Annotated in this window: 23 protein-coding genes, 2 tRNA genes and 1 riboswitch; of the genes, 14 read left to right on the forward strand and 11 right to left on the reverse strand. The window is 57.6% G+C overall.

Annotated elements, in window-relative coordinates; all coding sequences use genetic code 11:
- Positions 1 to 3: 3 nt before the first annotated feature.
- The 4 genes from KORLAC_RS15365 to KORLAC_RS15380 form a co-directional block, all read right to left on the reverse strand.
- Positions 4 to 1,752, reverse strand: coding sequence for a glycosyltransferase (locus tag KORLAC_RS15365; RefSeq protein WP_068308070.1), 1,749 nt, complete (start codon positions 1,750 to 1,752; stop codon positions 4 to 6).
- A 143-nt stretch (positions 1,753 to 1,895) separates the two neighbouring features.
- Complete coding sequence (gene cobO / locus KORLAC_RS15370) at positions 1,896 to 2,513, reverse strand: cob(I)yrinic acid a,c-diamide adenosyltransferase (protein WP_068308073.1); 618 nt, start codon at positions 2,511 to 2,513, stop codon at positions 1,896 to 1,898.
- 65 nt (positions 2,514 to 2,578) lie between these two features.
- A complete protein-coding gene (locus KORLAC_RS15375) occupies positions 2,579 to 4,474 on the reverse strand; it encodes a TonB-dependent receptor plug domain-containing protein (protein WP_068308076.1) in 1,896 nt (631 codons plus the stop codon).
- A gap of 149 nt (positions 4,475 to 4,623) precedes the next feature.
- Positions 4,624 to 4,835: riboswitch (cobalamin riboswitch) on the reverse strand.
- Between the two features lie 95 nt (positions 4,836 to 4,930).
- Positions 4,931 to 5,005: transfer RNA gene (locus tag KORLAC_RS15380), tRNA-Thr, on the reverse strand.
- 449 nt (positions 5,006 to 5,454) lie between these two features.
- Between KORLAC_RS15380 and dcd the strand changes: the two genes are divergently transcribed.
- The 12 genes from dcd (at position 5,455) to KORLAC_RS15440 (ending at position 13,697) form a co-directional block, all read left to right on the forward strand.
- Positions 5,455 to 6,009, forward strand: a complete 555-nt coding sequence (gene dcd / locus KORLAC_RS15385; RefSeq protein WP_068308079.1) for a dCTP deaminase — start codon at positions 5,455 to 5,457, stop codon at positions 6,007 to 6,009.
- A 102-nt stretch (positions 6,010 to 6,111) separates the two neighbouring features.
- Positions 6,112 to 7,392, forward strand: coding sequence for a UDP-N-acetylglucosamine 1-carboxyvinyltransferase (gene murA, locus KORLAC_RS15390; protein WP_068308082.1), 1,281 nt, complete (start codon positions 6,112 to 6,114; stop codon positions 7,390 to 7,392).
- A gap of 116 nt (positions 7,393 to 7,508) precedes the next feature.
- On the forward strand, positions 7,509 to 7,943 hold the full coding sequence (locus tag KORLAC_RS15395) for a DUF2948 family protein (protein WP_068308085.1): 435 nt from the start codon (positions 7,509 to 7,511) through the stop codon (positions 7,941 to 7,943).
- A 64-nt stretch (positions 7,944 to 8,007) separates the two neighbouring features.
- Entirely contained in the window at positions 8,008 to 8,676 is a 669-nt protein-coding gene (gene hisG / locus KORLAC_RS15400; RefSeq protein ID WP_068308088.1) for an ATP phosphoribosyltransferase, read from the forward strand.
- Complete coding sequence (gene hisD / locus KORLAC_RS15405) at positions 8,660 to 9,961, forward strand: histidinol dehydrogenase (RefSeq protein WP_068308091.1); 1,302 nt, start codon at positions 8,660 to 8,662, stop codon at positions 9,959 to 9,961. The genes hisG and hisD overlap by 17 nt, the downstream gene beginning before the upstream one ends.
- 3 nt (positions 9,962 to 9,964) lie before the next feature.
- Positions 9,965 to 10,462 carry a UPF0262 family protein gene (locus tag KORLAC_RS15410; protein ID WP_068308094.1) on the forward strand — a complete coding sequence of 166 codons (498 nt, stop codon included), beginning with the start codon at positions 9,965 to 9,967 and terminating at the stop codon, positions 10,460 to 10,462.
- The gene (locus KORLAC_RS15415) at positions 10,459 to 10,893 is read left to right on the forward strand and encodes an arsenate-mycothiol transferase ArsC (RefSeq protein WP_068308097.1); all 435 of its coding nucleotides are present in this window, start codon (positions 10,459 to 10,461) and stop codon (positions 10,891 to 10,893) included. The genes KORLAC_RS15410 and KORLAC_RS15415 overlap by 4 nt, the downstream gene beginning before the upstream one ends.
- 172 nt (positions 10,894 to 11,065) lie before the next feature.
- Positions 11,066 to 11,284: a translation initiation factor IF-1 gene (infA, locus tag KORLAC_RS15420; protein ID WP_068150598.1), complete on the forward strand. Its 219-nt coding sequence runs from the start codon at positions 11,066 to 11,068 to the stop codon at positions 11,282 to 11,284.
- A 16-nt stretch (positions 11,285 to 11,300) separates the two neighbouring features.
- On the forward strand, positions 11,301 to 11,924 hold the full coding sequence (locus KORLAC_RS15425; protein WP_068308100.1) for a Maf family protein: 624 nt from the start codon (positions 11,301 to 11,303) through the stop codon (positions 11,922 to 11,924).
- Position 11,925: 1 nt separating this feature from the next.
- Positions 11,926 to 13,314 (forward strand): ribonuclease E/G, encoded by a 1,389-nt coding sequence (locus KORLAC_RS15430; RefSeq protein WP_068308103.1) that lies wholly within the window; start codon positions 11,926 to 11,928, stop codon positions 13,312 to 13,314.
- Between the two features lie 31 nt (positions 13,315 to 13,345).
- Positions 13,346 to 13,522 (forward strand): DNA gyrase inhibitor YacG, encoded by a 177-nt coding sequence (locus KORLAC_RS15435; protein ID WP_074519289.1) that lies wholly within the window; start codon positions 13,346 to 13,348, stop codon positions 13,520 to 13,522.
- A 99-nt stretch (positions 13,523 to 13,621) separates the two neighbouring features.
- Positions 13,622 to 13,697: transfer RNA gene (locus KORLAC_RS15440), tRNA-Phe, on the forward strand.
- A gap of 399 nt (positions 13,698 to 14,096) precedes the next feature.
- Here KORLAC_RS15440 and KORLAC_RS15445 read toward each other — a convergent pair.
- Positions 14,097 to 14,816, reverse strand: a complete 720-nt coding sequence (locus KORLAC_RS15445; protein WP_068308108.1) for a hypothetical protein — start codon at positions 14,814 to 14,816, stop codon at positions 14,097 to 14,099.
- A 416-nt stretch (positions 14,817 to 15,232) separates the two neighbouring features.
- On the opposite strand from KORLAC_RS15445, the gene KORLAC_RS15450 reads away from it, so the two are divergent.
- Positions 15,233 to 15,997, forward strand: coding sequence for a S1 family peptidase (locus KORLAC_RS15450; RefSeq protein ID WP_068308111.1), 765 nt, complete (start codon positions 15,233 to 15,235; stop codon positions 15,995 to 15,997).
- 110 nt (positions 15,998 to 16,107) lie between these two features.
- Here KORLAC_RS15450 and KORLAC_RS15455 read toward each other — a convergent pair whose 3' ends face one another.
- From KORLAC_RS15455 to KORLAC_RS15480, 6 genes are all read right to left on the reverse strand, one after another.
- Positions 16,108 to 17,265, reverse strand: a complete 1,158-nt coding sequence (locus KORLAC_RS15455) for a hypothetical protein (protein ID WP_068308115.1) — start codon at positions 17,263 to 17,265, stop codon at positions 16,108 to 16,110.
- A 16-nt stretch (positions 17,266 to 17,281) separates the two neighbouring features.
- On the reverse strand, positions 17,282 to 17,707 hold the full coding sequence (locus KORLAC_RS15460) for a hypothetical protein (RefSeq protein WP_068308118.1): 426 nt from the start codon (positions 17,705 to 17,707) through the stop codon (positions 17,282 to 17,284).
- Positions 17,704 to 18,147, reverse strand: a complete 444-nt coding sequence (locus tag KORLAC_RS15465) for a hypothetical protein (RefSeq protein WP_068308120.1) — start codon at positions 18,145 to 18,147, stop codon at positions 17,704 to 17,706. The genes KORLAC_RS15460 and KORLAC_RS15465 overlap by 4 nt, the downstream gene beginning before the upstream one ends.
- A 23-nt stretch (positions 18,148 to 18,170) precedes the next feature.
- On the reverse strand, positions 18,171 to 19,754 hold the full coding sequence (locus KORLAC_RS15470) for a hypothetical protein (RefSeq protein WP_139167402.1): 1,584 nt from the start codon (positions 19,752 to 19,754) through the stop codon (positions 18,171 to 18,173).
- Positions 19,755 to 19,900: 146 nt separating this feature from the next.
- Positions 19,901 to 21,763, reverse strand: coding sequence for a DNA helicase RecQ (recQ, locus tag KORLAC_RS15475; RefSeq protein ID WP_206594989.1), 1,863 nt, complete (start codon positions 21,761 to 21,763; stop codon positions 19,901 to 19,903).
- Between the two features lie 92 nt (positions 21,764 to 21,855).
- Positions 21,856 to 22,326, reverse strand: coding sequence for a cupin domain-containing protein (locus KORLAC_RS15480; protein WP_068308126.1), 471 nt, complete (start codon positions 22,324 to 22,326; stop codon positions 21,856 to 21,858).
- 261 nt (positions 22,327 to 22,587) lie between these two features.
- Here KORLAC_RS15480 and KORLAC_RS15485 point away from each other — a divergent pair, with 261 nt between their 5' ends.
- Complete coding sequence (locus tag KORLAC_RS15485; RefSeq protein ID WP_068308129.1) at positions 22,588 to 24,024, forward strand: oligosaccharide flippase family protein; 1,437 nt, start codon at positions 22,588 to 22,590, stop codon at positions 24,022 to 24,024.
- Positions 24,025 to 24,075 lie beyond the last annotated feature (51 nt).

A 24,075-nucleotide genomic window follows, 5' to 3' on the forward strand; every position in this document is an offset into this window, starting at 1 on the left:
CACTCATCCGTATTTTCCCATGGTCCGCTCAAGTTCGATCACCAGCGGATGACCGGCATGCTGTTCCTGCAGATAGCCCCGAACTGCATCCACCCCCGCAGTATCCCCAAGTGCTGCCAACGCTTTGACCCGCAACACCCTCGCGTCAACCCTGCCCGACGCCTTGGCAATTGCCATGCCAGCAAGTTGATCCGCAAACCCGGCCTCGCCCGCGTCAAGCGCCAACTGGGCCAGCATAATCAATATATTCGGTGCCCGAAGCTTTTTCTCATAGGCTTCCTCAAGCAGCGTGCGGGCATCATCAACGCGGCCCAGCTTTTCAAGAATGCGCGCACGCAACCAGACACACATCGGAGTATCGCGCCAGAAAGGCCACCAGGCATCAGCCAACTGCTCGACGGCCTCAAGGTGCAGGCCATAATACAAGCAGGTTTTAGCGATTGACCGGAATCGGGCCTTCCCCGTTGTTTCCGGGGCCGCAAGAAGTTTGGTCATGGCCGCGATCTCGTCAGCAAGACTATCCGCTTCTTCAAGCGCTTCAGCCAGCTTCCGAAGGCGTGCGTTTTGGCTGAACCGCTCGCGCGCCAACGCCACGACAGCTTTGGCCTCCCCCAATTTACGACCCGCCCTGAAAACGGCGGCCAGCTGCGCCAGGGCATCAGGATCAGCCGGTGCTTTTTCAACTGCCTGCCATGCCAGTGTTTCAGCAAATTCCAGGCGTTCCGGCTTCATGCTGATGCCAGACAGCATTTTCAGCAACGACGCCGGCCGTATATATCGATCATATGCGTCGGTGAGAATTTCCCGTGCCTTGTCAAAACGCTGAAGCCGTATCAGCACCCGACTACGCAATTCAATACAGACCGAATGGTGTCGCCACTCTGCCCAGTTTGCTGCTGCAATATCTTCAAGTGCCTCAAGTTCAATGCCAAACTTGAGCGAAATCCGACATAGTTCCCGAAAGTCCGGAATGGTTGGCTTTTCGGTCGTCAACTTGGTCCTCAACCGTGCGGCAATGGGCCCAGCCTGAGCGCGTTGCCAATTCTGGTCCGACTTCTTATAGTCCAGATTTTGCCCCAGAACCACCTCCGGTCCGGGCGCAATCTTCACATTCTTCAGATAGTCGACCAGATAGCAGGTATACCCGCCATCCTGCAGCAGCTTTGCCAATTCTACCGTGAAAACATAGGGGCCTGTGAGCGTGCCGATGCCGACATCCTCACTCGCATTTTCCTCAATATTGCGGGCCGCTGCCGACAGGGCTTTACTGATCAGGAGCGAACCTGGCGCCACGGCCATGAAGTTGTTCTGAACCCGGCGTTGCCTGAAATCGATAAAAAAGACGTCACGGTCAAGGCCAAACAGTGCCAGCGCGTCATCGGTGACGCCGTTGTCGGCATCCAGGTAATAGCCGCCATATTCATGGAGATACACAAGCCGGAACAGGTCCGCTTTCATGGCCGGGTGAAAACAGCGGTCAAACAGTTGCAGAAGAGATTTGCCGTCAACCTGGCGGTCCGCCAGATAGGCCCGCGCGTCGGCCTCGCTGAACAGGACATATTCCAGCTGGTGCTTGTCCGCCCAGGCCTTGCTGAGCGACAACATTCGCGCCACGTCCTGTGGCGGTTCCTTGTCCCAGAACTGGATTAACCGGCGGGGCACATGCCCCCCACTTGAGACATCTGGAATATCCGCCAGAAGATGAGCGCCGAAAATACGCGCGAAGCTGTCCTGTTCCTGATTACGTGACATGAGGCCCCCACCTTATAAAGTCACCGAGTTAACCGTGCGATAGGGGTGCTATTACATGGCACCGGCGCCGAGTCAACCAACCCGCCCCCGAACCACAGGCGTATGGGAAGTGGGTTAAAATCAACAGCAGCTTCGAGCGAAAGTTAAAAATCAACGCCCTGCTTGGCCTTGATACCCGCATCAAAAGGGTGCTTCACCTGCGTCATGTCTGTGACCAGGTCGGCTTCCTTCATCAAGGCGTCTGGCGCATTCCGCCCCGTGATGATCACACTGGTCCGGGCGTCCCTTGCACGTACACCAGTCAGCACTTCTTCAAGCGGCAGATAGTCGTTCCGGAGCACGATATTCAGTTCATCAAGCATCACCAGGTCATAGTCGCCGCACTGCATCAGCGCACAGCTTTTCTCCCACGCGGCACGCGCGGAGGCGATATCACGCTCCTTGTCCTGCGTGTCCCAGGTGAAGCCGTCGCCCATCACATGCATGTCCACCAGGTCCGGGAAACGGTCGAAGAACTCTTTCTCGCCCGTGCGCCACGCACCCTTCACATATTGGACAATCGCCACCTTGTGGCCCCAGCCAAGCGCCCGGATCACGGTACCGAAGCCGGCCGTGGATTTACCCTTGCCGTTACCCGTGTGAATCAGCAGCAGGCCACGGTCGGCTGTCTTGCGCTCGCGCATTTTGGCGCGATGCTCTGCCTGCTGGGCCTTCATCTTTTCCTTGTGAAGGTCGGCGTCCGTTTTTGACCTGTCAGTCATCGTGTGTCCTTCACAGTTGGAGAGTGCCGAGGCTGCCCACAGGCAACCCCGGATCATGTTACCCCCTAGAAGCGGGCGCGAACACCCACATAAGCGGAAATGCCTGGCGTGCCATACCCCAGAACCTGCTGATACTCTTCATCGAACAGATTATCGACCCGGCCGAACAGCTCAATCGTATCCGTCAGCTTGTATGCAGCGCTCAGGTCCACGCGGGTCCAGGCGTCCACCACTTCGCGCTCACCGGTCTCGAAATTGACGCTGGTGTCATGTTCCTTGCCGTTCAGCGTGATGCTCACATTGGTGGTCAGCCGGTCCGTTACCTGCCAGTTGAGCGCCGCGAAAGCCTCATTCTTCGGCTTGCGTGCCAGCTGCTGGTCAGCTGTCAGATCGCGGGCCGAATTATAGGTATAGTTGGCGCTCAGGTTGATGGCATCTGTCAGGTCGGCCGTCAGCTCCAGCTCCACACCCTTGGCGCTGGTTTCCGCAATATTGCGGTAGCCGTCGGCGAAGGTGAAGGTGATCAGGTCATCAATATCCTGATTGAAGTAGGTCGCCCCAAAGGTCGCGCGGCCATCGAGGAATGGCTGCTTGAAGCCAACTTCCCAGCTATTGGACCGCTCGGGCTTCAACGCCAGTTCAGGCAATGCTTCCGCCTGTGCGACATTGGAATCGAAGCCGCAGCATGCGAAGGTCAGGTGGAAGATGGTCGGCGCCTTGAAGCCTTCGCTCCAGGCCGCGGTAATCTGCGTGCCCGTGCCTTCAAACTGGTAAGACGCGTTCAGTTCACCATTGGTGGTGGAACCGAAAGTTTCATGGTCATCCACCCGCACGCCGCCGGACACTGTCAGGCCGTCGATACCATCATAAGAAAGGATACCGAAGATACTGTCGGTTGAGATGGGCTCCGGGTCCTGCGACTTGGCTTCGGTCACCTCATGCTGGGCACCTGCTGTCAGCGTCCAGCCGTCGGCCACTTCCAACACACCCAGATAATCGAAGTTCAAGCGCTCCCCTTCAGCCCCAAAGCTGAAGATGCCTGCGTTAAAATTGTCGCGCTGGATGGATGAATATTCCACCGACAGCGTGTTCGACAGGCGACCGTCCATCAGGTCGATATACGCACGGCCCGCGACGGAAAATTCTTCTGACTTGCTGCTGTCCTCCGTGTCGGCCAGGCCATAGGTGAAGTCGTCTCTGAGGGTGAAGCCGTCATAGTCGCTTTCGGTGTCGGTATAGCTGGTGGTCACATCGAAGCTGAACCCGTCGCTCAGCTTGGTGCGCACCTTGCCGCGAACCGTCAGACTTTCATAGCCGTCAGTTTCCGTGCCGCTATCTGCTGCAGAAATGCCATCTGTATCGAAATAAGAGGCACTGAGGTTGAAGTTCATCCGGTCACTGCCACCACGCACGGAACCGCCAATACGCTTGCTCTCAAAGGCGCCATATTCGCCGAAGGCCTCGCCCGCGAAACCGTCCTGGCCGGACTTGGTGATGATATTGATCACGCCGCCGATGGCATCGGAACCGTAAAGCACCGCCTGCGGGCCACGCAGCACCTCGATACGCTCAATGCCGTTCGGGTCAAGGGTTGAAAAGTTGAAGCCACCACCCGGCTGGGACGGGTCATTCACCTGCACGCCGTCGATCAGGATCACGGTCTGGTCGGACGACCCACCACGGATGGTGACCGTTGCCACTCCGCCGAAGGTGCCATTCTGGTTGATGGCCACGCCCGGCAGGCTTTGCAGCGCGTCAACAACATACTGGTACTGGCGCTCAACAAGCTCGGCTTCACTCAGCACCGCGATGCTTTTGGCCACTTCGCTAATCGGTTGCGTGCGGCGACCCGCGGTTACGACAAATTCTTCGATATCTTCATCCTGCGCACTGGCTGCAGGCACATATGTAAGGGCGCTGGTGGCAACCAGAAGCGCCTTCAGAGGGGATAGTCTGGACATGGACAGGCTCCATTTTCGGCCTCTTTGAGGCCCGTAAAACAACAGCTGCAGAAATGGAGATTGTCAGACGAGAGAGGGACAAGCTCCGCACACAGCAACGACCTTGTCGCCGGTACGGAAATCCGCTTCCCATGGTTGACCCGACCAGAGAAATGGGCGACCGGATGGCAGGTCTCCTGGCTTGTGTCTCACCGTGCTCCCCGCCCTTCCCGGTTTTCACCAGTGGGCCCTTCGGGGGACACTCCACACATACAGTTGCGGGCACAGCTGCGGATTTGCCCTTCCTTTTCGGGGGACTTACCGCATTCCCTCTTCGCTCTTACCCTAACGGGCAACAGAACCATCGCGTGCGCCATGCATAGAGGCTCACGCGGGCAAATTCAATATAAAGATATGCGGGCCGCACAAGCGTTCCTGAGCGAGGCAGTGAGATTAAATTGTCGGGGAAACGAAGCGTGGTGCTGCTGAGAAGATTTGAACTTCCGACCTCTCCCTTACCAAGGGAGTGCTCTACCCCTGAGCTACAGCAGCAGGCCACGTCTTGCGAGCGATCTTCTATAAGCGCCCTAGGCATGAGTCAATAAGTAATTTCCGTACACATTCAATCTTGAAAATCTCGGCTGATTGGCGCAAATGTGGGCACATGAGCGAAAAGACCAAACAAGACGTCCCTGTGAAACAGGATTCGGGCAAGCTGAAGGATGCCGAAAAGCAGGCCCGGCTGGCCGAAGCCCTGCGCGCCAACCTGCGCCGCCGCAAGGAACAGCAGCGGACACGCAAGACAGAAGACTGATCAGGCGACTAAATAGCCGTCCGATCTCAGCTTTTTCCCGGACAGCTAAAAGCCCCCTCAACAATTCCCATATCTGGTAGGTTTAACGCTTGTCGCGCACAAGCGATTGGCTTACTAATGCCAAAAATAGCTGTGCCCCGGTGGGTTGGGGAAACAGGCAACCAGATGTCACTCAGGGGAGACGCCAATGGCCATCATGTCCGATAAATGGATTCGCGAAATGTCACAACAGCACGGCATGATCGAACCGTTTGTAGACGGGCAGGTCAGGAAGGATAACATCTCATACGGGTTATCGTCCTACGGCTATGACGCCCGCGTGGCGCCCGAGTTCAAGATTTTCACCAATGTGGACTCGGCCATTGTCGACCCCAAGGACTTTTCCCCGAAAAGCTTTGTCGACCGCGACACGGACGTGTGCATCATCCCGCCGAACAGTTTCGCGCTGGCGCGCACGGTTGAATATTTCCGCATCCCGAAAGACGTGCTGGTGATCTGCCTTGGCAAATCCACCTACGCCCGCTGCGGCATCATCGTGAATGTGACACCGCTCGAGCCCGGCTGGGAAGGCCATGTGACGCTGGAGTTCTCGAACACCACGCCATTGCCCGCGAAAATCTACGCCAACGAAGGCGCCTGCCAGTTCCTGTTCCTGCAGGGCAATGAGCCGTGCGAGACCGCCTACAGCGACCGCGCAGGCAAATATCAGGGCCAGACCGGCGTTACCCTGCCGAAGCTTTAATTTGTTTGCCCAAACACGGGCACTCCGGCGCCGTTAAGATGCCTTTATTGAAGGCCAAGTTTTGCCTTCAGTTGAGTATTGTTGAAAAGGGCACATAGACAGATGGACAAACTGGTTATTGAGGGCGGGAACAGGCTTGAAGGCGTGGTTCCCATTTCAGGCGCGAAAAACTCCGCGCTCAAGCTCATGTGTGCGTCCCTGCTGTCGTCCGAACCCCTGACGCTTCATAACATGCCGCGACTGGCGGACATCACCACGCTCGCAGACCTTCTCAATCACATGGGTGTCACCGTCACCATGGCGGGCGGGCGGGGCGGCCGTATCGCGGGCCGCAGCCTCACGTTTGACGCTGGCCAGATCAACGACACGGTGGCGCCCTATGATTTCGTGCGCAAGATGCGCGCCTCCATCCTGGTGCTGGGGCCCCTTGTCGCCCGCGCCGGTGAAGCGATCGTGAGTTTGCCCGGCGGCTGTGCCATCGGCACCCGCCCGATCGATTTGCACCTCAAGGCGCTCACGGCACTGGGCGCAGAGATCGACGTGGCGGAAGGCTATGTGCGCGCTTCCGCCCCGAAGGGCCTCAAAGGCGGCAATATCCGCTTCCCGTTTGTGTCTGTCGGCGCCACGGAAAATGCGCTGATGGCCGCCACGCTGGCCAAGGGCACAACGGTGATTGAAAACGCTGCGCGAGAACCCGAGATCGCAGACCTTGCGGCCTGCCTGAATGCCATGGGCGCCAAGATTGAGGGCGCCGGGCACGAGACCATCACGGTCGAGGGCGTGGACCGCCTGCATGGCGCTGAGCATGAAGTGATGCCCGACCGAGTTGAGGCGGGCTCCTACGCTGTCGCGGCCCTGATGACCCGCGGCAACCTGTTCCTTGAAGGTGCGCGCGCACACGACATGCAGGCGACGCTTGATAAGCTTGAGGAAGCTGGCGGCATCGTGAGCGTTGAGGACGGCGGCATACGGGTGAAATCCAACGGCCACATCCACGGTTTCAATATCGTCACCCAACCCTTCCCCGGTTTCGCCACCGACATGCAGGCCCAGTTCATGGCGCTGGCGTGCGTGGCAGACGGTGCCAGCGTGATCACCGAAGCCATTTTCGAGAACCGCTTCATGCACGTGCCGGAACTGTGCCGCCTGGGCGCGGACATCACGGTGACCGGCTCAAGCGCCACGGTGCGCGGTGTGGAGGCGCTGAAAGGCGCGCCCGTGATGGCCACTGACCTCAGGGCCAGTATGAGCCTCGCGCTCGCCGCCCTTGTGGCAAACGGCAAGACGGAAATCCGCCGGCTGTATCACCTGGACCGGGGGTATGAGCGGCTTGAGGAGAAACTCAAGGCCGTCGGCGCCAACGTCGAGCGCATGCCCGACTGACCCCACCGCACGCTTCCAATAGATTTTCTGCGCGCTTCCTTAATGGGAAACCACTTGAAGCCATGGGGCATGCCGCCTACATTGCAGTCGATTCTGAAGATTGGAACATGTGACCTATGAGTGATGCCCTGAAACTGATCAGCCAGACGGAAGAGGACCTGACCATCATGTCGGGCCTTTTGCAGGATACCACCGTGCGCGTGGGCGACATTGCCTGGCTGCCCAAGGAGCATCGTTTCGCTTTCGTGGGCAACCGGTTCCGCTGGGAAAAGAAGCGCAAGTTCCTCCGCCCAAAAGGTGAGCGCGTGCGCACCGGTTTCCACATGGACGGCATTCTGGCCGCCAAGCTTCACGGCATTGACATCAAGGCCGAGGATACTGTGCTCGAACTTCTGGATATCGAGGCTCACGAAAACGGCGACGACTATTTCATCATGCTGAATTTTGCCGGCGGCGCCAGCATTCGCCTGACGGCAGAATGCATTGACGCCACGCTTTCTGACATGGGTGATGAGTGGGAAGCGCTTGAACGCCCCCATCATGCGGACTAAATCCACCCCGGCTGCATGCGCGGCCCCTTTTTTTCTTTTTTAAAAACCGAACCGGAACTGACCGATGGAACTCACAGACAAACTGGTACTTGCCCTGCCGAAGGGCCGCATTCTCGAGGAAGTCATGCCACTCGTGAAAGCTGCCGGTATCCATCCGGAAGCCGCGTTTGACGACCCCAAATCCCGCGCCCTGCAGTTCGACACCAACATCCCGAACCTTTCGATCATCCGGGTGCGCGCGTTCGACGCCGCCACGTTTGTTGCCTTCGGCGCCGCCCATCTGGCGGTTGTCGGCAATGACGTGTTGCAGGAATTTGGCTATTCGGACCTCTACTCGCCGCTCGACCTGGATATTGGCCACTGCCGCCTGTCCCTGGCGATGCCCGAGGACGAAGCCACAGAAGACCCACGCGAGTGGTCCCACATTCGCGTGGCCACCAAATACCCGAACCTGACACGGCAATATTATGCCGAGCGCGGCGTGCAGGCCGAATGCATCAAGCTGAATGGTGCGATGGAACTGGCCCCTCAGCTCGGGCTCTCGCGCCGTATCGTCGACCTGGTGTCCACCGGCGGCACCTTGCGCGCCAATCAGCTGAAGGAAGTGGAAGTGCTGACGCACATCACCTCGCGCCTCGTGGTGCATCGCCCGGCGTTCAAAACGCGTCCGCGCGAAATCAGTTACTGGATCGACCGCTTCAGGGAGGCTGTGCAAAATGGCACAAATTCTTAAAAGTAGCGCGGCTGATTTCGAGGCCGCCTTCAAAGACCTCCTCTCGGCCAAGCGGGAAACCACCACAGACGTGCGCGACGTGGTCACCGACATCCTCCGGGACGTGCAGGACCGCGGCGATGACGCGCTTTATGACCTGACGACCAAGTTCGACCGGTTCGACGCGCGCACCAAGGGCCTCGCCATCACCGACGTAGAGGTGGAAGCCGCCTGCGCGCAGGTGGACGCTGAGACCATGGCAGCGCTCGAAGTGGCCGCCGCGCGCATCCGCGCGTTCCACGCAAAACAGATCCCGGACGATCTGGATTATACTGACGACGTGGGCGTGCGGCTGGGCCAGACCTGGCAGGCGGTTGAAGCCGCGGGCCTTTATGTACCTGGCGGCACCGCAAGCTACCCATCCAGCGTGCTGATGAACGCCATCCCGGCGTCTGTTGCAGGCGTGGACCGGGTGGTGATGGTTGTGCCCACCCCCGATGACGTGCTGAACCCGCTGGTGCTGGCGGCAGCCAAGCTGGCGGGCGTGACCGAGATTTACCGCATCGGCGGCGCGCAGGCCGTTGCCGCACTTGCTTACGGCACAGAGACGATCGCGCCCGTCGACAAGATCGTTGGCCCCGGCAATGCCTTTGTCGCCGAAGCAAAGCGGCAGGTGTTCGGCAAGGTGGGGATCGATACCATTGCTGGTCCATCAGAAATTCTGGTGGTGGCCGACAACAAGAATGACCCGCGCTGGATCGCGGCGGACCTTCTGAGCCAGGCCGAACATGACACGGCGGCACAATCGATTCTGATCACCGATGATGAAACTTACGCTCGCCAGGTGATGGCCGCCGTCGAGGACCACCTTGCAAGCCTCGAGCGCCGCGATATCGCGCTGGCCTCCTGGACAGACTATGGCGCCATCGTCATCGTCGACAAGCTTCTGGATGCCGTGCCGCTGGTGAACCGGCTGGCGCCTGAACACCTTGAGCTGGCCATGGACGACGCCGACGCATTTGCCGGGCAAGTGCGCAACGCGGGCGCCATCTTCCTGGGCCGCTATACGCCTGAAGCCATCGGCGATTATGTGGCAGGCCCGAACCACGTGCTGCCCACAGCGCGCGCGGCCAGATTCTCCTCCGGCCTCAGCGTCTATGACTTCATGAAACGCACTACATTTGTGGGCTGCACGGAAGCCAGCCTTCAGGCCATCGGCCCGTCTGCTGTACGCCTTGCCGAAGAGGAAGGTTTGGGCGCGCACGCGCTTTCGGTTGCCATCAGGCTTAAAGGCTTTAATAAATAGCCCATGGCGAATCATAAGCTCGTAGATGTGACACTGGATGAAAGCACGGTCGTGCGCTGGAGCGCGGACGTCGAGCACGAACGCCGTATCGCCATCTTCGACCTCTTGGAAGAAAACAGCTTCGAGCTGGAGAAATCCGCCGACGAGGCCTATGAGGGCCCCTACAAGCTGACGCTCGCAACCATTGAGGGCCGCCTGAACTTCGACGTGAAATCCACGAACGATGACCTGCTGATGAGCTTCCGACTGGCCATGACGCCGTTCCGGCGCATCATCCGCGAATATTTCGCCATCTGTGACAGCTATTATGAGGCGATCAAGACCGCAAGCCCCAGCCAGATCGAAGCGATCGACATGGGCCGTCGCGGGCTGCATAACCAAGGCAGTGAACTCTTGCAGGAACGGCTTGAGGGCAAGATCAAAATAGACCGGCAGACCGCCCGGCGCCTGTTCACCCTGGTGTGCGTGTTGCACCTCAAGGAAAACAGGGGCCCCCGATGACAGAAGCCCCGAAATCCGTGAAAAGCGTTCTGTTTGTGTGCAACCAGAATGCTGTCAGGAGCCCGATGGCCGAAGCGCTGGCGAGCAAGCATTCGAAGCGGCGGCTGTTTGTCGAATCGGCCGGGCTGATCGCCGGAGCGCTCGACCCCTTCTCTGTCGCCGCCCTCAAGGAAGAAGGCATTGATATTTCAAACCACAAGTCGCTGACGCTGGCGGATGTGAAATTGGATGCGTTTGATCTGATCGTGGCGCTGACCAAGGAAGCCAAAGACCATATTGAAAAGGATGCCTCTGCGGCACAGGTGGCGCTTGAATATTGGCCAACGCCAGATCCATCCGACGCCGAAGGCAACCGCAACCAGATCATGGATAGCTACCGCCTGGTGCGTGATCATCTGGAATGCCGGATCGCCGACCGTTTCCCCTACTAGCGCAGCCCCATGCGGGGCCTGTGGCCGTAAATTTGTCACACATGTCGGCCTGACATGGTAAAATCAGCACAAAATGCCGACTTTTTAGGCCCAAGTTCGCCAAAATTGTTGCATTTCATTGGTACACGCTTCATGTATGTCCGCGAATTGAAAGCCATGACAAGGAGACAAAATGGCTAAAGAAGAAGTTTTGGAGATGCGCGGCAAAGTGACCGAACTGCTGCCAAACGCCATGTTCCGTGTAGAACTTGAAAACGGCCACGAGATTCTGGGTCACACCGCAGGCAAGATGCGCAAGAACCGTATCCGCGTACTGGCAGGTGACGAAGTTCTGGTTGAACTGACGCCATACGACCTGACCAAAGGCCGCATCACCTACCGTTTCAAATAAGATCGGTTGGAAACTGATGGCCGTGCGCCCACATGACGCCCAAGGGGGCGCGCAAGCTACCCAAACAGCTCAAACACTCGTCCTCGCCTCGGCATCCCCTCGGCGGCAGGATCTCTTGGCGCAAATCGGCGTCACACCAGACGTGATCGCGCCCGCGCACATTGACGAGACACCACATCGGGATGAACTGCCCAAACCCCACGCCGAGAGACTGGCGCGGGAGAAGGCGGCGGCAGTTGCGCCCGACCATAAGGACGCACTGGTGCTTGCCGCAGACACGGTCGTGGCTGTGGGCAAACGCATTCTGCCGAAAGCGGAAGACGAAGCCACGGCCCGCAAGTGCCTGAAGATGCTGTCGGGCCGGCGCCACAAAGTGATTTCCGGCATCTCGATTGTGCTGCCTTCCGGCAAACAGCTGACCAAATCGGTCACCACCGTTGTCGCCTTCAAGCGCCTGTCGGACGCCGACATCGACCGTTATATCGAGAGCGGCGAGTGGGACGGCAAGGCCGGTGGTTATGCCATCCAGGGACTTGCTGCCACCTACGTACGGTTTCTTTCCGGGTCCTATTCCAGCGTTGTCGGGCTACCGCTCTTTGAAGTCGGCGGCTGGCTGAACGCGCATCTGAAGCAGAATTAAAATGACAGGTTTCACGATCATCGAGCCCGGCCTACTTGAGTGGCGCAGCGCCACCATCGATGCGGACGGCTTCCCCGAAACCATCCAGTTTCATACCGATGCGGACCTGAGCCCATTGGACGCCATTTTCCGCGCCCGGGTCACCCGCGTGGACGCGACGCTTGAGATCGCTTTCCTTGATTTGGGAGACGGCCTGACGGGCGCCATGAATTTCCGCCGCGCCAAACAGCTGGTGAAAGGCCGCGCCGACACCATCAGCGACTGTGTTCGGGAAGGCGACATGCTGACGGTGCAGGTGCTGTCGGAACCGTCCGCGCTTGAAGGCAAGGCGCTCCCGGTCACCGCCCGCCCGCGCCTCCTGGGCCGCTATGTGGTGGCTGAAACAGGCGGTGCGCGGCTGAATTTCTCGAAAGACCTGGGCCCCAAGGCGCAGAAAACCCTGACACCGCTCCTGACCGACGCCGCTTCAAAGGCCGCTGTGATTGTACGCAGCCATGCGGGCAGCGTGGCGCCGGAAGCCGTGGCCGCGGAAGCCCAGATGCTGGTGAATGCGCTCACGGCCGACAGCGACAAGCCGGGCCTGCTGTTCGCGCACAGCCCGCAGGCGCAAGCGCTCTTGGCCGCGCCTCACGGTGAAAGCGATATTCTGGTTGAAGGCGGCAGTGCGCTCGCCGACGCCAAAGCCGTCGCAGCCCGCCTGTGGCCCGATGTGGCCGCGCGCTTGAAGCCCTTTAAGGGCGAAAGTGCTGCATTTGAAGAATACGGCGTCAATGAAGCCGTTGAGGAAGCCCTCGCGCCCCGGATCGACCTGCCTTCGGGCGGCTGGATTTCCATCACCCCCACTCCGGCGCTGACAGCTGTGGATGTGAATATGGGTGGCGCGCTCAAGGGCCGTAGTGCTGCGGAAGCCAAGCTGATCACCAACATGGAAGCGGCCATGGCCACAGCCTGGCACCTGCGATTCCAGGATATTGGTGGCCTGGTGGTGGTGGACTTCATCGATATGTCCTCCAAGGGCCACGCCAAGGAACTGATGGACACGGTGAACGAGGCCTTCAAGGGCGACACAGTACCGGTGCAGCACACAGGCCTGTCGCAGTTCGGCCTGATGGAGATCAACCGCAAGCGCTCAGGCCTCAGCCTCCGCGACCGCATGATGGTAAGCACGGCCCACAGGGCACGCGCGCAGGCACAGGCCCTGCAGCTGCTGCGCGATGCCGTCCGCACAGCAAACCGGGCGGAACCCGGCACGCTGGTGATCGCAGCACCCGAAGGCACAAAGGCCTGGTTCGAGGCGCGCGCGGATGTTACCGAATCGCTGCAGCAATCCACCGGACGCACTATTGCGTTCGAGACGGCAGATACGCCATCAGTATGGCTCAGGGCATAAAAGGGAAAGGCAGATGACTGAACAGGATGAGATGACAAAAACCGGCAGCAAATGCCCCGAATGCGGCAAACCTGCCATCGTGAAATTCCGCCCCTTCTGTTCGAAACGTTGCGCCGATGTGGACCTGGGCAAATGGTTCAATGAGGAATATACTCTGCCCGGCGACACGGAAATTCCGGACGACATTGGTGAAGGCGAGCCTTCGTAACCTGGCGGTTAAAAAAATTCGATTCAGCGCTGGACAGGCCCAAAGTTATTGCCTATAAGCGCCTTCGCTGACGCGGTACATGGTACCGTTTTATGGTATGCCCGGGTAGCTCAGTTGGTAGAGCAGCGGATTGAAAATCCGCGTGTCGGTGGTTCGAATCCGCCCCCGGGCACCACTTCAAAAAGCCGCAGTCATCTGCGGCTTTTGCGTTTCTGGCGATAATGCAATTTTCCCTGAAATAGCTTCTACACAACTGAATGCTGTGGAATCCCCTAACTGCAAACATGCGCAAACCAACCCCACATTTATACAGATCATTCACAGAATGCAGGTTTAGCGCATGGAGTAACGGTGGCAATCAATCCCTCGTGCAAAGATTAATTCCTCTAACTGTAGAAGTGAAAGCGGATTACGAACACAACGAAGGACCCCAACTAGATAACGACTGGCGGAGATTAACATTAACGAATTGAGATGCCCATTCGCCAAGGTTAACCCCGATATGATCTGAGTAATGAGTTAGATTGACAGTGCCGGCTTGTGGGCATGGCCTGCTCTGAACCCGGTCTAAATTTTACAATCCAAAGGCCAAATTCTGTATTTGCGTCATTCCGGGTAGGATAGCCATAGAGATGATCAGCGTAATCACATAGACCAACGTTCCCCATTTTAAAACTGGATGAACACGCCCTTGCTTTTTTTTGTCCATTACCATCGGCACTGCAAACAAGCCGAATGTACCAAGCAACGTCAACGCTGTTCCATCCAGTGGAACAAACGGCAGATAGACAACGCGGGTCAGAGACGCAGCGACCATGGACAGCGATGCCAACAACATGTATCGCTTATGGGAGGCGGGATCACGACGCTTCCAAAGTGCAAGCACAAAGTAGGCCGCAAAGAATACGGTTGTATGGGTTATTGCGGCGACAAAACTGGTCCGCGAGATAAGGTACCAGGGCTCCCAGCTTGCGCTATAGGTTTCGCGCACTGCTTCCAGCATCTGCAGGCCTGAGATCAATAATAGCGTAAAAAAAGCGATACTGATTTTGCCCAGCATCTTGTGACGCTTCACATATCCACCACCGACGAGGCGGCTTTGATGCCAAAACAGCACATACCAACCCAGATACAGAAATCCGTGAATCACTAGACCCAAGGTCATGCCCGAGTCCTGTTTGAATAGTTCCCCAAAAAACGGCAATACCGTTACAATAATGATAAGCAATAAAACGAAGGCAAAGCCGGTAAACTCAGCACGCCCGCGATAATTGCTAATAGTACCTTTTTCCAATGGAACCCCTCCCCAGAGAATTGAAGAGGGAATGTAACCAGGATTAAGGAAGGTGTCGAGAGACAAGGCGTTCAAGCGTCATAGAACAGGTAAGACGGCGCAAGTTCACTTTATGAACTTTCAGACGCCACAAGATACGTTCCATATACAGTAATTTTTGTTCCGTATAACATCTTGAAATAACTATTTTTTATAACCACACAGTCATTTGAAAATCCGCGTGTCGGTGGTTCGAATCCGCCCCCGGGCACCACTTAAAAAAGCCGCTCCTTCATGGGCGGCTTTTTTGTTGACGTCAGAAGTTCCTGAACAGCTTTCCTTGCTTGCGCCAAACCCAACGAATGTCTGCCTTGACTGAAGGCGACAAGGCAGCATCATGGGCAGCCAGAACCTGTCGGGAGCAAGGAAGCCATTTCATGCGTCTATTCTTTTTCAGCTGTTTTGTCATTCTGGCCGTCATAAGCGCCCCGGCACGTGCAATCATCGTCACGAAGGCGGCTCCCGCCAAGCAGGCCATTGTAGACCCAAAAATGTTTGCGGAGGTCGTGCCCTTACTGGAAGGACGTGCCGTTGGCACCCTGGTCGCACCACAATGGATCGTCACGGCAGCGCATGTCGCAGAACATGCGAAAATAGGTGACAATATCCTCATTGGGCATGAAGAACGGTCGGTCGAGCAGCTGGTGTTCCATCCCAGCTGGGATGCGGAAAGAGTGGGATCGGAGGGCGTTACCGATCTGGCCCTGATAAAACTGGAAAAACCTGTAACGAGCGTTGCACCAGCCCGGCTTTACAGAGAACAGGATGAAACAGGAAAAAGAATTAGCATCCTTGGCTGGGGGCGAACCGGTGACGGCATTGATCCTGCTCTGGTCAAGGATGGAAGGTTTCGACAAGGCTTCAATATCATCGAAGAAGCCGACAAAAGACTGAGGTTCCGATTTGACGCCCCAGATTCCGGTAAGGCTGTTGAGTTTGAAGCCGTCAGCGGGCCAGGAGATAGCGGCGGCCCGGCGTTTATCACCAAAGGCCAACATAGATTTCTGGCTGGTGTAAGCTCGTTTCAACAAGACGAAACCTACCCCGGTATTTATGGAGTGACGGAAAACTATGAACGCATTTCCAACCATATTGAATGGCTTTTGGGTACCATCAACAGAGCCAGTCCCGCGGGAAATTGATACAGACAGGTTTTGCTCGAAAGAAAACAGTCATAACAGCTACCCCGGGCACCACAAAAAAAGCCGCTCTGCCATGGGCTGCTTCAGCTGATCGCTAAGCTTTGTCAACCTCAGGGGCATTTGTACTTGGAAGCCTTGAAGCGCGTGCTACGGATTTCTGACACCTTGCGGCCGTCACCATCATACATGGCAAGCAGATACTCACGGTTTTCCACGCGTTCCGGCCCAACACTTCCATCAACACATGTTGTGAAGGTCCGCAAAATCTTGTCGTCCACAACGAAATTGTCGCCGCGGATGCTGAGAAGCTCGATGCTTTTCTCAAACAACTTCCTGTCGCCGCGGCCATAAAAGACCGCCCGGTGGCGTGGAATACCTTTGCTGGCCTCTTCAGCAGACAGTTCAATAACCATCACCTTCGCTTTTTCAAAATAGCGACACAGCCTGCCACGAAAATTCGATTCATACATGAAAGTGGGCTGGCCAGGACCATGAACCCACTCACCCGTCTCGATATTGATGACACCCTCTTGGTCCAGCCCCTTCCCTTCCTCCGGCGCCACACCGACACAGGCAAGGTTGCCGCCAGGCAGACGACCATAAAGCTCCTTGAAGTAGGGTGTTATGGCTTTGCCTGTTGAATCAATATAGGTGATGCGGTTATCACTCCCGCCCCTGTCATCCTTCGGCAGTACGGCCAGCGCACGGTTGTTTCTGAACCGGGAGTCCGTGAGCGTGCCCATGATATGGAGATATTTTGGCGGCAGCACCCAAACACCATGCTGATCGACAAAGCCGAAACGCTTTTTCTCCATATCGAATTCTTTTCTCAGCTCCCGCCAGTCAACCGGCGGCCGCACAACCGCAGCGATGCTCGCAACCGGTATCTCTGCTGCCAGTTGGTGGCGCAGTTCATACCCAGGCTTGCTGAGCAGGAAGGCGATTGCGAAAAGAAGAATAGTGACTGTGCCAGCGAGCCTGGAACGGTGCTCAATATACTGGCCATAGACCGCCTCGCTTTGCACAAATCCCATAACCACCGGCCATGCCACCAAGGCGTATGGGAACCATGCAGCCACATCGCGCTCAGCGCCACCATCTGCAAGCTCGGGGGCCAACGCATATTCGACAAACCCTAGAACCAAGGGGTAGGCCAACGTCACCAGAAAGCGGGCTGGCCGCCAATGGAGCCACCAAAAGATTCCGCTGACAAACGTGTAGAAAAAGCCGCGCCAGCTCCACCAGTCTATGGTTGATGCATTTTTCATAGTCTCACCCTGACCTTCAGCCCCGTTTTTTCCGGCGCTTCTTCTTGTCCCGTTTGCTCAGCCTACCCGTCATCGGGCCGCCCTCATAGCCGTCCAGCTCCGGCCAGTCGATCTCACTCCAGGGGCTGTCACATTCAGGTCCCACGTTGATTTCCATGCCGTAGCCCGACAGGCAGATGATGTCGTCGATCGTGTCTTCCACGAACGAGCAATACTGTGAAAGGCTGCCGCCATATTCGTCCGCGTCTGTGTCATGACGCCACTGGCCAGCCATCTTATCCAGGCACTCCACGTCCCGGACCTTGAGAGTCCAATAGTCACCCTCAACGGTGAAGTCGGCCACATATCCCCGGCAGACGAACTGCCCCTGTTCGTGCAGGAACGGCCGCCCGACGATATCGCGGGCGATGACATCCTCTGCACTGAGCTTCACAAAGGTCATTTCCAGCCGTTCTTGCGTTTGACGCGATTGGCCAAGTCAGGAAAGCTTCTGCAAAAGGGGTTTTCCATCCGGTCCTGCGTGTTGCAAACCCGCTCATAATCGCTTGTCTGGACTGACCGGCGGGCACAGTCCTTGTTAAAACGTGGCAGCAGATAGTCTTCGTAATTTTCAATACGGCGGCTTTGCTTGCGAACTTCCTTGTTGTAGTCCCGGGTGAGTTGGCGCTGATAGTCGCGGTTTGTTGTACCGTTCAACCGTCTGTTGATGTCGCGCTGCGCGCGCTCGCCAAGCTCCAGGCGCTCTTCTGCACGCATGATGTCATATCCGAAGTCCATACAGCGGCGGACCTCATCCCGCGTCAAGTCTTTGCCCCATGCTGCTTGATCGGGCAAACCCGCCAGTATCAGCGCCATCGCAATCAACCCGACCATCTTTTTCATGCGATTCCTCCCAATGCTGCTGGTCAGTTGGCGATATTCTGCTCAATCTGGGCACAAGGCTCACACGGCTGGCCATGACGCTCATAAATGCCTTTCAGGACATCAATATGCTTGCGCGCCTCATCACCAAGTCCCGCGCGGGCGGCAAAATCAGCGCGCAAGGTCTGCGCCTCAACCAGATCATTGGTGGGTTGGGTTGGCCAGGTGTCTGACAAGCCTGAAAAATACTGGTTCATCAAATCAAAGGCGTCACCGAACCGCGCTTGATTGGCAGCGATCAGCGCCCGCATACGCTGGGAAGTCCGGCCAAGCCCCCTGAGCCCGGCCTCAATCGCCAAGGGCAGAACGGCAGCGAAATCCTTATCGGCCTGCCCCAAATCCTGCTTGCGCACGTGGATGTCTGCCCGCGACATCAGAAGGCGCGCCTTTGTACTTGGGTCCTTGACCCTGTACACACGGCTGTCCAGCAAACCTCTGGCCACATCAAGGCCCGCATCCCCGTTTTGAATAAGCCATCCAACGGACGGCAACAGAAAGCGCGTGACGATTTCCTCGTCCCTTGTCTTTGTCTCACGCTGGTAAAAGGAATAGCTGGAATTCAGCGGAGACCCTTTGGCCAATGCCTTTTCCAGGAACGTCCGGTAGCTGCTTTCCACATCCTGGATGTGCGCCGACAGGTCGCTGAAATTGCCCTGCCGGATGATATGAAACAGAAACCGGTGCATCATGCTGCTATTGCTGCTCGCACTCTTGAACAAGAGATCACCGCGATCCAGATCGGTGAATGTTGGCAGGTCTGTAGGCACCCGCATCAGCTTCAACAGGCTCTGGTATGACGCGTCTGGCTTTTTATCACGGTCATAGAGCAAAGATTGCAGCCGGTAGGCTCGCGCCTTATCGATCGACGGCAGGTTGGTTGACGACAGACAGTCGTCAAGTTTCGTCAACTCGTTACCGGTATTAAAATCACCGGCATCAAGAACGCTGCAACTGGTCCGCCAAGACTGTTCCCGCATTATCCGCAAGGCCTGCTGAGTCGCAGAACGCCTGCTGGATATGCTGCCCGCCACGAATGGGCTGTCGTCCAGAAGGCCACTTTGCAGGAAGTCGGACAGGGCAGCCTTTTTGTTGCCCAGCTTTTCGTGCGCCTGAGCCCGACGCGAATAGAGAAGTTCCCGCCGGTAACCCAGCTGGCTACCAAAATTGGAAAGCATATAGGAAGCCTCGCGGATGTAGCCCCGGTAATCTTTTGATTCCCAGATTGCAGCGATCAAATGGACGCGAAACCTGATTTCACTATCGGTCGTCCAGTTAGCGGCCGACAGAGTGCGGCGATAAAGCTGGATCGCTTCCTGGAAATTGTCTTCCGCCAGGCTGAGGTGCCCCAGTATGGAGAGGGCCCTGCCCTTATTCACATCATTTGATGTGGCCGCTACGCACGCGTTCAGCTGGCGTCGCTTCTCACGGATGACCTTGGGCTCGACCACATCGTCCACGCCGCGCTTCCAGTGGCTGTGGTCATCAAAATATTTGTAGGCGTTTTCACACACCTGTTGGGCAGATGCCGGGGCGCTGAAGACTGCGGTCAGGCAGAAGGCCCCTGCCAAAAGGTGCTTCGGCAGTCGGGAAGCCCGATTTTTAGTGAAAAACTCCGAACGCGGCTTGCATGACAAATAGCCCATACATCCTCCGGCATTCGACCCCTTGGGAATGGATAGTAGGCAAGCAGGCGGCTAATTGCAAATCCACACGGTCAGGCGTCAACGGCATAATCCGCTATGGCATCCAGGAAAGCCTGCCCGAACCGGTCGAATTTTTGTGGGCCGACGCCGCTGATAGCCAGCATCGCGTCCGGGCTTTCCGGTTTTTCAGCCGCCATGGCCTGCAGCACCGCATCATGGAAAATCACATAGGCCGGCACACCACGCTCGCGCGCCAGCTCCAGCCGCATGCCCTTGAGGTGCTCATAAAGGCCTTCGTGCACGCCTTCCACCACCGGGCGGGATGCGGGCCGGCGCGACGCCGCCTTGCGGGCTTTCTGCTTGATGAAATCAACCGTACCTTCACCGCGCATCAGATCCCAGCCCTTGGACGCGATCAGGAGCGAGCCATGCTGCAGGCTGACGTCAATCAGCCCCGCCGCCAGCATCTGACGGAAGATGGATTGCCAGTCGCGGGCGTCGATATCTTTGCCAGCCCCGTAAACCGCCAGCGCGTCGTGCCTGGCATCACGGATTTTCTGCGTGTTACCACCCACAAGGATGTCCTTGATGTGGGTGCGTCCGAACATCTGGCCCGTGGCCTCGATGGCGTTCAAAACCAGTCCGGCTTCATGGGTGCCGTCATAAAGCTCGGGCGGGTTGATGCAGGCATCGCAGTTGCGACACGGCGCGCCGTGGTCATCACCGAAATAGCGCAAAAGCACAGTCCGGCGGCAGCTTGGCGCCTCGCAGAAACTCAGGAGCGCGTTGAGCCGCTGCACATCCAACCGCTTCTTCTCTTCGCTCGCGGGCGAGCCGGCAATCATCTCGCGCCGGGCACGGATATTGTCGAAGCCGTATAGCATCAGGGCCCGCGCCGGTGCGCCGTCCCGGCCTGCACGGCCCATTTCCTGATAGTAAGCTTCCATGCTGGACGGCAGGTCCATATGGATCACGAACCGCACGTCGGGCTTGTCGATGCCCATGCCGAAGGCGATGGTGGCCACCATGATCACATCGGGGCGCGCCAGGAACTGTTCCTGGTTCGCAAGGCGCACATCTGCGGGCATGCCGGCGTGATAAGGCAGCGCCTGATAGCCATTCCTGTTCAGATACTCGGCCGTCCGCTCAACGCTGGCGCGTGACAGGCAATAGACAATGCCCTGACGGCCTTCAAACTCGCGGATAAAAGCCAAAAGCTGCGCCTTGGCGTTATCCTTCTGGGCCACATCGATGCGGATGTTGGGTCGGTCAAACCCTTGCACCAGCAGCCTGCCGTCACCATGCAGTAGGTGATCCATGATCTCAGTGCGTGTGGGTGCATCTGCCGTCGCCGTGAAGGCGCCGATGGGCACGTCGGGAAACAGGTTGCGCAAAGCATCCAGCTGGCGGTATTCGGGCCTGAAATCATGCCCCCACTGGGACACACAGTGGGCCTCGTCCACCACGAACATCGAGACCTGCTGTTTGGCAAGCGCCGGCAGCAGCCGCCCGTTCATCAGCTGCTCGGGCGACAGGTACAGAAGCTTCAGCTCCCCCGCTGTCAGCCGGTTCCATACTGAAATTTTCTCGTCGCGCGTGAGCGTGCTGTTGATGCTGGCCGCGGCCACACCGTTGGCCTCCAAGCTCGCGACCTGATCCGCCATGAGCGCCAGAAGCGGCGACACCACAATGGTAATCCCGGGCCGCATCAGGGCCGCCATCTGGTAACAGAGGCTTTTGCCCGCGCCCGTCGGCATCACAGCCAACACGCTGTTGCCAGCAATCAAGTCCCGAACAACCTCTTCCTGCCCTGGGCGGAAGTCGCCAAAGCCGAACACCTGCTTGAGCATACTGTGGAGCGACTGATCGGGCTGGTCATCAAGATGCATGGAAAGGCCTGGTGAGAATTTCAAGACAGCCGCCGATGCAGCCATGAGACCCGCACCCTAGACGGTCTGCCGGTGAATTTGAACCGTTCAATTCAGGCTGAAGCAAATTGGTTTACGCAAACCGCCAGCAAACAGCCCTATTGCCCGTCACCCGCCGGCGGCAGGTCACCCATATGCAGGTCCAGCGGGCCATCGCTCCAGATCAGGATTTCTGTTTCCTCAAGGGCTTCATTAGGGCCGTGGGCAACGTTTTTTGGGGCGTAAAAGAAGTTGCCTGGGCCATAGGTTTCGCCCCCAATCTTGAGACTGCCTTTAAGGATATAGACCGAATGGCCTGCCGTGGTGTGATAGTGGCGCGGTTCGATATAGCCTTCAGGGAATTTCAGAATACCGGCACCGCCGCCCGTTGCCTTGTTGGCGTGCAGGCGCTTTCGTTCAAGCCCATCCGGGAACGGGGTCCCGGTGATCTTGTCCCACGCCTTGGCTGCTGCATCCACGTGGACCATCGCTTCCTCAAGGCCTGTGATCGGGTCATCTGCCGAAGATGCAGTGCCCACCACCACCGTCACCGCCAAAACCGGCGCCAAAATCTGATGCGTCATTTTCATTGCCTGTTCCCCGATTAGATGTTTCCGCCAATCAATTGCCGCCCCATGGTACAGCAAATTCCTGTCTGAAGGACCCTGATCTTTCACAAGATCAAGGCCCTGATCCTACCCATCAACAATTCATGTCCCACGGCGGCCCAAACCGGTTGAAGGCCAATTCACCCTAAGACCGATAGTACCAATTCTGCTGGACGCATCCGTCAGCCCCAGATAACCTGTTGATTGTATATATTTTTTGGCATTCAAGGGGCATGAAGCACCATGGGGCTTGGGCGTTCCCTCTATTTTTCCGGCCTGTCATCGGTTGTGAAGCTCGGCATCCAGTTCGGGCTGTCGATTTTTGTCGCCCGCATGCTGACGCCAGAGGAAATCGGAAGCTTCGGCGTGGCCCTCGCCGCTGCCGCCTTTGTGCGCGCCTTTGAAAGTGCCGGCGTTGAAAATTTCGTCGCCAGCTACAAGGCGATCGATAAACTGCTCATGCGGTCTGTCTTCACCGTCAACATGCTGCTCAATCTTCTGCTGGCAGTGGTGTTATGGCTGTTGTCTGAACCGCTGGGTGCTTTCTTTGGTGCCGACATCATCGCCGATATCACCCGCCTGACTGCCCTGGCCACTGCGCTGAACACCCACGTTCCCATCATGCGCGGCCTGATGCGCCGGGACATGCGGTTTCGGGCCTTCATGGCCATCGACAGCGGATTGATGGTTGTCTCCGCCATTACCACCATCGCGGCGGTTCTCTATGGCTATGGCGCGCTTGCGCTGGCGATGGCCTTGGTGGCCGAAAAGATCGTCTCCATTCTGGTGGGGCTTACCCTGTTCCGGGGAAACATCCCTGTCTCGCCACGACTTGACGGCGCCAGGATCATCATCCGATACGGCCTGAGCCTGTCGACAGCGACGGTCATCGGCATGATCGGCAACCATGCCAACAACTTCATTCTGGGCAAATTGCTGGGGCTCGCGCCCTCGGCCCAGTTTGACCGGGGCTACACATTGCCACGATTGATATCGCAGGTGGCTCAGATGAGCTTCCATAACGTGCTTGTGCCCGAAATCGCGCGACAGCATAAAGCCGGCAACCCATGCGAACCCGTCGTGCAGGATGTCGTGCACATCTACGCCACTTTGCTCTGGCCTGCCGGGTTGGTGCTGGCCATCGTGGCGCCTGAGGTGGTTCTGACCCTTTTCGGTTATCAATGGTCGGAAGCCGCATCGATCGCATCGTATCTGGTGATTTATGGGCTGCTGACCAGCCCTGTCACGCTGGCCTGTTCCGCGCTTGTGGCGTTGGGTCACGGCGGGGCGCTGATCCGCAATCAGCTAGCCGACAACGGCACCAAGGTGGCGGTGTTGATGACCGCCTTTTTCTTCGACCTCAGAACCGTCGCGATCCTGATGATCCTCCCGGTCGTTGCCTACCTGCTAACAGCCTGCGCGCAGCTTCATCGGCTGAAGCTGATCTCGCCTGGCGCGTTCGCGCGCGCGCTCAAGGGGCCCTTGCGAATTGCCCTTGTTTGCGCGCTTCCGGCATTTTGTTTTCGTCTCTATGCAGGCGATGGCCATCTGTCGCTGGTGGCATTGCTGCTCCTTGCTAGTGCCTCGGCGATCGTCTATGGCCTCAGCCTGAGGATATGGGAGCCCGCCATGATTACAAAAATCACCGATACAATTCGCGGCCAGAAACCCGCGACATAAGATAGCAACCCGAAAATGCCAGTTTGTGTTTAACCCCGAAAAGAGCCATAC

The sequence above is a fragment of the Kordiimonas lacus genome, assembly GCF_001550055.1.
GTDB lineage: Bacteria > Pseudomonadota > Alphaproteobacteria > Sphingomonadales > Kordiimonadaceae > Kordiimonas > Kordiimonas lacus.